Here is a 6,793-nt window from a genome sequence, read left to right on the forward strand (position 1 = left end):
AACAGGGCGTTCATGACGGACTCCTTGAAAACGTTGAAACTCCTGGGGGCGAAAAGGGCCCTGCCGTAAGGCGGGCCCGGCGCTGTGCATTCCGGCTCTCCGAAATGCCGCGGGCGGAAGGCAGAACGGCCGAAGATCAGGCTGTTGGTACGCCCCCTCGTGATGTGTTACGCGCAGGGACGGCTAGCCATAATCCGTAGCCGTAGCGCAGTCCTCCGGGGCGGAGCGAGCCGCAGGCGCAGTCGCGGGAGACCCCGGATTCGGTATTGCGCCCTCCGCGCAGAAAGCCGCACACGCTCTCGTCGCCGTACCAGAGCAGCCGGGCGGCGAGTTCCTTCAAGCTGGCGGTGTGATCCTCAAAATGGAGCAGGGAAAAGCCGTGTTCCGTCAAGAGGCGCTCCGTTTTCTGCCGCGTGCGCGCGCCGGCAAGGCAGGATGATCCGGGCGAAGGCAGGGCGGAAGGCTCGCCGCCGCGCACGAAAAGATCGGAAAGCAGCAGCCTTCCTTCCGGTTTCAGAATTTCGGCAAAGCGATGCAGCGCCTGCCCTGCGTCGGGCAGGAGCGAAAGCACGCATTCGCACAGAATGGCGTCGAAGGAGGCATCGGGAAAGGGCGGATTCTGCGCGTCGGCCTGCACGAAGGGAAAGGGCTCGGTCAGGGAACATTCCCTGTCCAGCCCCGTGCCGTTCAGACCAAGTTCCCGCACAAGCGCCAGACTGGCACCGCTTCCGCAGCCGACGTCGAGCACCGTGGAGCCGGGCGCAAGGGCGCACAGCTCAAGGCCGTGGCGGGTGAGCGCAGTCCCGCCCGGGCGCCACGCGCCGCCCGCAATGCTCTGAAACACGGACGAAGCGTAGAGGGAAGATGCCGCTGCGCTCATTACTTGTCTTCCAGAAGCGCTTCCACTTCCGCCATTTTGCCTTCCGCCAGCGACTGGGGAATGAGCGTCAGTCCGCAGGAAGGGCAGCGGGGAAGAATGACGTCGAAGGCGCTGTGCATGTAGAGCGCCTGCACCTTGATCTGCTCAAGCGGCACATGGCACTTCGCGCATACCCAGTCGCCGTCGTCCGTGGTGAAGTTCGGTTCCAGACTCATGTGAAAACCTCGTTTGCGTTGTCAATGACTCAGGCGTGTACCTTTTCTTCCATGACGACCTTCGTTGCCGGCTGAATGGCTCCGGCCACCACCATGCGGTGGCACCACGCCTTGACCAGCGTGAATCCGCCGTCGTCGTCCGCCGTGTACTCCACCCAGAAGGTCACGTTGCGCGGCCTCCAGGAGCCGAGAATGTGGCCGTTCTCCCGGTTGAGGAACTTGGCTCCGCTCTCTTCGATGCCCGCAACGGCCGCAACCACGTCCTGACGCAGAATGTAGCGCCGTTCCATGGCTTCGCGCACGTCTTCGGGAATGCGCAGCAGAATCGGTTCTTCGTGGTTGCGCGCGTCGGGCTTCTGCCCCAGAAATTCTTCGAGCGCCGCTTCCTTCAGCGCCGCGCGTCCGGCGCGGCGTGCGGAAAGTCCGGGCGCGGAGGCCTGTACGCCTTCTTCCGCGGTCTGCGGAAGCACATCGAAAAGGTGCCAGCTTTCCGTTTCCGCAGCAAAGCGGTCGTGACACATGATGCAGGACGTGAGCACGGGAAGGGAAAATTCTCCGGCGCGCTTTTTGGCGAGCGCGTCGGCCACGTCCGGCTGCGCGTTCCATACCAGCCCGCCGTAGCCGCAGCAGGCGCTTTCGTCGCCGGTGCGCGTGGCTTCCTCCACGCGTATGCCCGCCTTGGCGGCAAGGGAGCGCACGGCCCTCTGCCATTCAGCGTCATGCTTCGCGCCGCAGGGATCCTGCACGTTCATGACGCGGGGCGCGCAGCTGGCAAAAGGCTCGTTCATGAGCGAGTCGAGCTTCGACCACAGCGAGGTGATCTTTGCCTCGGGAAGCGCCAGTTTGAGCGCCGTCATGCAGGAAGAGCAGGCGGCAAGAATTTCCGGCCTGCCGCAGGACTCCCAGTCGCGGCGGAGCGTTTCGGCGTGCTCGCGGAAAAGGGCCTCCCGTCCGGCCCAGTGCGCGGGAATGCCGCAGCAGGTGCTGTAGAGCGACACGCCCCCGGGCAGATGGTCGCGCAGATGGCGGTACATGGCAAGCACCTGCCTGCCCCGCGAGGCCGCAAGCTGACAGCCGGGGAAAAACAGGCTCGCGCCGTGCCTGCCCTGTGCGGCAAGGGCGGGGTCTTCCAGAAGAAAGGCGCTTTCCGGGCCGATGGCCTGCGCCATGTCTTCCAGCGCAAATTCGTGGGCGGAAGCCGGCATGACGTCGCGTTCCACGGCGTCGCGCCGGGCGGCAAGGCACAGATCGGCCATGGAAAAGTGCTCGGGACAGATGACTTCGCACTGACCGCACAGGGCGCAGCCGTTCATGATGACGTTGGCCGTGCGGGTGCCGCGTATCACCGAGGCGTTGTTGTAGAGCTTGCGCGCATAGACGCGGGGAAATTCCTTGTATTTTTGCAGGAACGGGCATTCCTTCACGCATTGCATGCAGGAGCAGCGGATGCAGCGGTCGGCTTCGCGCCGGGCCTCTTCTTCCGTGTACGCGTCTCCGGCGGGCAGAACGCGGGAGAGAGGCGTCACGCCGTCGAGCGGCGTGTGCAGGCGGTTCTCCCTGTTTTCGCCTTCGCGGGCCGCCACCAGCGAAACGCCGGTGAGAATGCGCTGCAGCGTGATTCCGGCCCGGCGGCCTTCTCCGGCCTGCGAGGAGGCGGAAGCATAGCTTGCGCCCGTGGGGGTGAGGCTGGCCCAGCCGCCGCAGCAGACCTTGTCCTTCCAGAGCAGCGTTGCGGCGTCGATGTTCTCGCGCGCAGGAGAAAACGCGCAGACCGAGGCGTCCACGAACACGGCTCCGAAATTTTCGAGGCAGCGGTCAAGAAGCGCTTCGTCGAGAGCGGCGCGCTCAAAGCTCACATGAAATTTTTCCAGCGCGCGCAGCTCGTCTTCCAGCACGGCGGCGCTGAGGGAAGGAAAGGCGCGGAGGAGCGCTTCGCCTTTTTCGCCTTCGTGATAGACCGTGACCGCAAAGCCCTTGTGCGAAATGTCGAAGGCGGCAACAAGGCCCGCCAGACCCGCGCCGAGCACGGCAATCTTTTGACCCTTGGGAGGCCGGATGAGCGGTTTTGTCTGCGCGGAAACAGCGCTCATGCAGAACTTTTCCAGCGCGGACACGGCAAGGCCGCCGCCGAGATCGCGCCGCAGGCAGGCGTTTTCGCAGGGATGATCGCACACGGCGGTCATGACGCCGGGCAGAGGCAGATGCCGCTCCAGAAGTTTGCGGGCGTCGCGCACCTTGCCCGCGGCGAGGCATTCAAGAAAGGAGCGCACATCCATGTCCAGCGGACAGGCTGTGCGGCAGCGGGGCGCGGCTTCCTGCGTGCAGCGGGCCTCGACGGCGTGAAGTTGGCTTTGTTCCAGCACGGCATACCTCGAAAAAAGAAAAGACTGCCCGAAGCGGCTCCGGGCAGAAAAAGGGCGGGGCCGGAGAAGCCCGAAAAAGCTCTCCGACCCCGGATGATCAGGTTACTTCGCGGCCTTTTCCTTCAGTCCTGCCAGCACCTTTTCGGGGTAGGCGGGCAGGTGCGTGATGCGGACGCCGCAGGCGTTGTAGATGGCGTTGATGATGGCCGGATGCGGGCCGCACAGCGGAATTTCACCCGTGCCGGACGCGCCGAACGGACCGTCGGGACGCTTGCTCTGCACGTAGATGATCTGCATGTTGTCCGGGATGTCCTTGGGATAGGGAATGCCGGCGCCGAGCATGGTGCTGTGCTTCTTGATGTCTTCGTAGTCTTCGGACAGCGCAAGGCCGATGCCCTGAGCGAGACCGCCCCAGATCTGGCCGTCGGTGATGAGCTTGTTCACCACGGTGCCGATGTCGGCGACCATGGTCATCTTCTCCACCTTGGTTTTGCCGGTGGCGAGTTCCACGGCCACTTCGGCCATGAACAGACCGTACATGTAGCAGGCGAAGGGATCGCCCTGGCAGTTTTCGCCGCAGCCCTTCACGGGAGCGGTCCACTTGCCGTCCTGATGCACGTCGCGGCCTTCGGCCTTCATTTCCTCATAGGTGTAGAAGCCGCCTTCGGGCTTGCGCATGGCTTCAACGAGCTGTTCGCAGGCCACGCGGATGGCATTGCCGGTCATCACCTGCGAGCGGGAACCGCCGGCGGGGCCGGAGTTCGGGGTCTTGCTGGTGTCGTTGAGCACGAGACGGATGTCGTCCACCTTGATGCCCAGAGGACGCAGGGCTTCATGAGCGGTGCACTGCGCGCCGGAATCCGCGCCCTGACCGTGATCTTCCCACGAGCAGCCGATGGTCACGGTGCCGTCGGGATTGAGTTCCGCCCAGGCTTCGGAGGAGTCGGGGCCGTCGAGACCCGCGCCGTACACGGCAAGGGCGATGCCCACGCCGCGCTTCACGGTGTCGGTGGAGGCTTCCTTGGCGTGCTTCTTGGCCGCTTCGTAGAGCGGACGCAGCTTGTCGAACATTTCGGGCAGGCTCAGCACTTCGGGCTTCTGACCGGTGGGCGTGGTGTCGCCTTCGCGGTAGCAGTTGACGTAGCGCAGATCAAAGGGATCCATGCCCAGCTTTTCCGCCAGTTCGTCCATGAGCACTTCGGAGGGGAATTCCGCTTCGGGGCCGCCGTAGCCGCGGAAAGCCGCGCCCCACGCGTGGTTGGTGGCCACGGTGCGGCCGTTGCCGCGGATGTTCGGAATGCCGTAGCCTGCGCCGATGAACTGCGCGCCGCGCAGGGTGAGCAGGTCGCCGAATTCGGAATAGGGGCCGTGGTCGCAGGTCCAGTCGGTTTCCATGGCCTTCAGCTTGCCGGTCTTCTTGTCGGCGGCCATGCGCACGGTGGTCCAGAAGGGCGAGCGCTTGCCGGTGTACTGCTGCTGCTGTTCATAGTTGTAGCGCAGGTGGCAGGGGCGTCCGGTGGCCATGACGGCCACGCCGATGAGCGCTTCCATGGTGGGGCTGAACTTGTAGCCGAAGGTGCCGCCGGTGGTGTTCTGCACGAGCACCAGATCCTTGGGGAATTCCAGACCGAGGCCGGGAGCGATCATGAGCGCGTGCAGGTGCAGACCCACGGACTTGGAATGAATGACCACCTGACCCTTGTCGTTGATGTAGCCGTAGCCGACGTCGGGTTCGATGTTGAGGTGAGGCTGACGCTGGGTGTAGAAGCTATCTTCCACCCAGACGTTTTCGGGATCGTCGAAGAAGGGTGCGGTTTCTTCACCCTTTTCGATGTGGGGTTCGTAGTAGATGTTCGGGGTGCCGGGATGGATTTCGATGGCGTCGGGAGCCATGGCGGAAGGCGCATCCATGTATTCGGGCAGAAGTTCAAGGTCGAACTTCACCTTTTCGGCAGCCGCGCGGGCATGACATTCGGTGTCGGCGCACACGATGGCGAGAGCGTCGCCGTACTGGAACACCTTGGTGTCGTTGAGGATGGGACGATCCCAGCCGTCGCCCTTGTTGTCGGGGAAGGTGATGAGGCCGGTGATGCGGTTCTTGCCCTTGACGTCCTTGTGGGTGAGCACGCGGAACACGCCGGGCATCTTTTCTGCTTCGGAGGTGTCGATGCCCTTGATGTTGGCATGGGAAACCTTGGCCTGAGCGAGCGCCAGATGCAGGGTGTTGGCGGGCATGTGAACGGCGGCGTCGGCGCCGAATTCGGCGGTGCCGGTCACCTTGGCCACGGCGCTCGGACGCGGCTTGGTGGAGCCGAGGTGATGACCTTCGGCGGGTTCCTTGTAGCGGATTTCCTCAATGTCCTTGTCGCCGCGCATGACGGCGGCGGCGTCCATGACGGCGTTGATGATCGGAATGTAGCCGGTGCAGCGGCAGACGTTGCGGTTCTTCTGGAACCAGTCGCGCACTTCTTCTCTGGTGGGCGAGGGATTTTCCAGCAGCAGGGCGTAGGCAGCCACGATGAAGCCGGGCGTGCAGAAGCCGCACTGGGCCGCGCCATGGAAAATCCACGCTTCCTGAAGCGGATGCAGGTGATCGGGCGTTCCGATGCCTTCCAGCGTGATGATGGCGGCATCATCGGGCACGCGTTTCATCTTCAGCACGCAGGTGCGCGTGAGCTTGCCGTTGAGGATGACGCTGCAGGCGCCGCAGTGACCCTTTTCGCAGCCCAGCTTCACGCTGGTAAGCTGCAGCTGGTCGCGCAGAACGTTGGCAAGCGAGTCATCCGCATTGACAAGCACCTGACGACGGACGCCGTTGACAAGAAGGGATTTGATGAACATGGGCAGCTCCTTTTAAGAGGAATCCAGAGGAGGGGCGGCCGCGGAAGCGGAACGCCCGAATACGGGCCGATGCGGGAAGATCAGTTTTTGCCGAAGGCGCAGTTCGGATAGCGGCATTCGCCGCAGCCTGCGCAGAAACCGCCGTGGCCGAGAGCCACGATGTCTTCCCGGGTGACGGGAATCCCGGCCAGGAGACGCGGCACCACAAGGTCGAAAATGCTCGCCCTGTGGTACATGACGCAGCCGGGAAGCCCGAGTACCGGAATATTGTCGATGTACGCCAGCAGGAACATGGCTCCCGGGAAGGTGGGAGCCCCGTAGGTGACCACCTTGCCGCCGGCCGCGCGGATGGCGGCGGGCGTGCGGTCGTCGGGATCCACGGACATGCCGCCCATGCAGACCACCATGTCGGCGTCCTGCGCGATGAAGTTGCGGATGCCCTGCACGGTCATCTCGATGGAGTCGTCGGAAAAGCTCTGTCCGAGAATGCTGCT

At 64.0% G+C, this 6,793-nt stretch carries 5 protein-coding genes; all 5 read right to left on the reverse strand.

The window, feature by feature from the left end; all coding sequences use genetic code 11:
* Positions 1–136 precede the first annotated feature (136 nt).
* Positions 137–880 (reverse strand): DVU_1556 family methyltransferase, encoded by a 744-nt coding sequence (gene trsM / locus ACZM96_RS08825; RefSeq protein WP_489488597.1) that lies wholly within the window; start codon positions 878–880, stop codon positions 137–139.
* A complete protein-coding gene (locus ACZM96_RS08830; protein ID WP_346664519.1) occupies positions 880–1,095 on the reverse strand; it encodes a DVU_1557 family redox protein in 216 nt (71 codons plus the stop codon). The genes trsM and ACZM96_RS08830 overlap by 1 nt, the downstream gene beginning before the upstream one ends.
* A 29-nt stretch (positions 1,096–1,124) precedes the next feature.
* Positions 1,125–3,458 (reverse strand): pyridine nucleotide-disulfide oxidoreductase/dicluster-binding protein, encoded by a 2,334-nt coding sequence (locus ACZM96_RS08835; protein WP_489488599.1) that lies wholly within the window; start codon positions 3,456–3,458, stop codon positions 1,125–1,127.
* A 102-nt stretch (positions 3,459–3,560) separates the two neighbouring features.
* Complete coding sequence (locus tag ACZM96_RS08840; protein WP_489488601.1) at positions 3,561–6,299, reverse strand: molybdopterin-dependent aldehyde oxidoreductase; 2,739 nt, start codon at positions 6,297–6,299, stop codon at positions 3,561–3,563.
* Positions 6,300–6,379: 80 nt separating this feature from the next.
* Positions 6,380–6,793, reverse strand: a 414-nt coding sequence (locus ACZM96_RS08845) for a molybdopterin-binding protein (protein ID WP_489488602.1), incomplete at its 5' end; no start/stop codon positions are given.

The sequence above is a fragment of the Mailhella sp. genome (genome assembly GCF_057866825.1).

Bases quoted from the DNA above. Each gene is read 5' to 3' on its own strand.
- trsM (WP_489488597.1), bottom strand. From the start codon at position 880: ATGAGCGCAGCGGCATCTTCCCTCTACGCTTCGTCCGTGTTTCAGAGC.
- ACZM96_RS08830 (WP_346664519.1), bottom strand. From the start codon at position 1,095: ATGAGTCTGGAACCGAACTTCACCACGGACGACGGCGACTGGGTATGC.
- ACZM96_RS08840 (WP_489488601.1), bottom strand. From the start codon at position 6,299: ATGTTCATCAAATCCCTTCTTGTCAACGGCGTCCGTCGTCAGGTGCTT.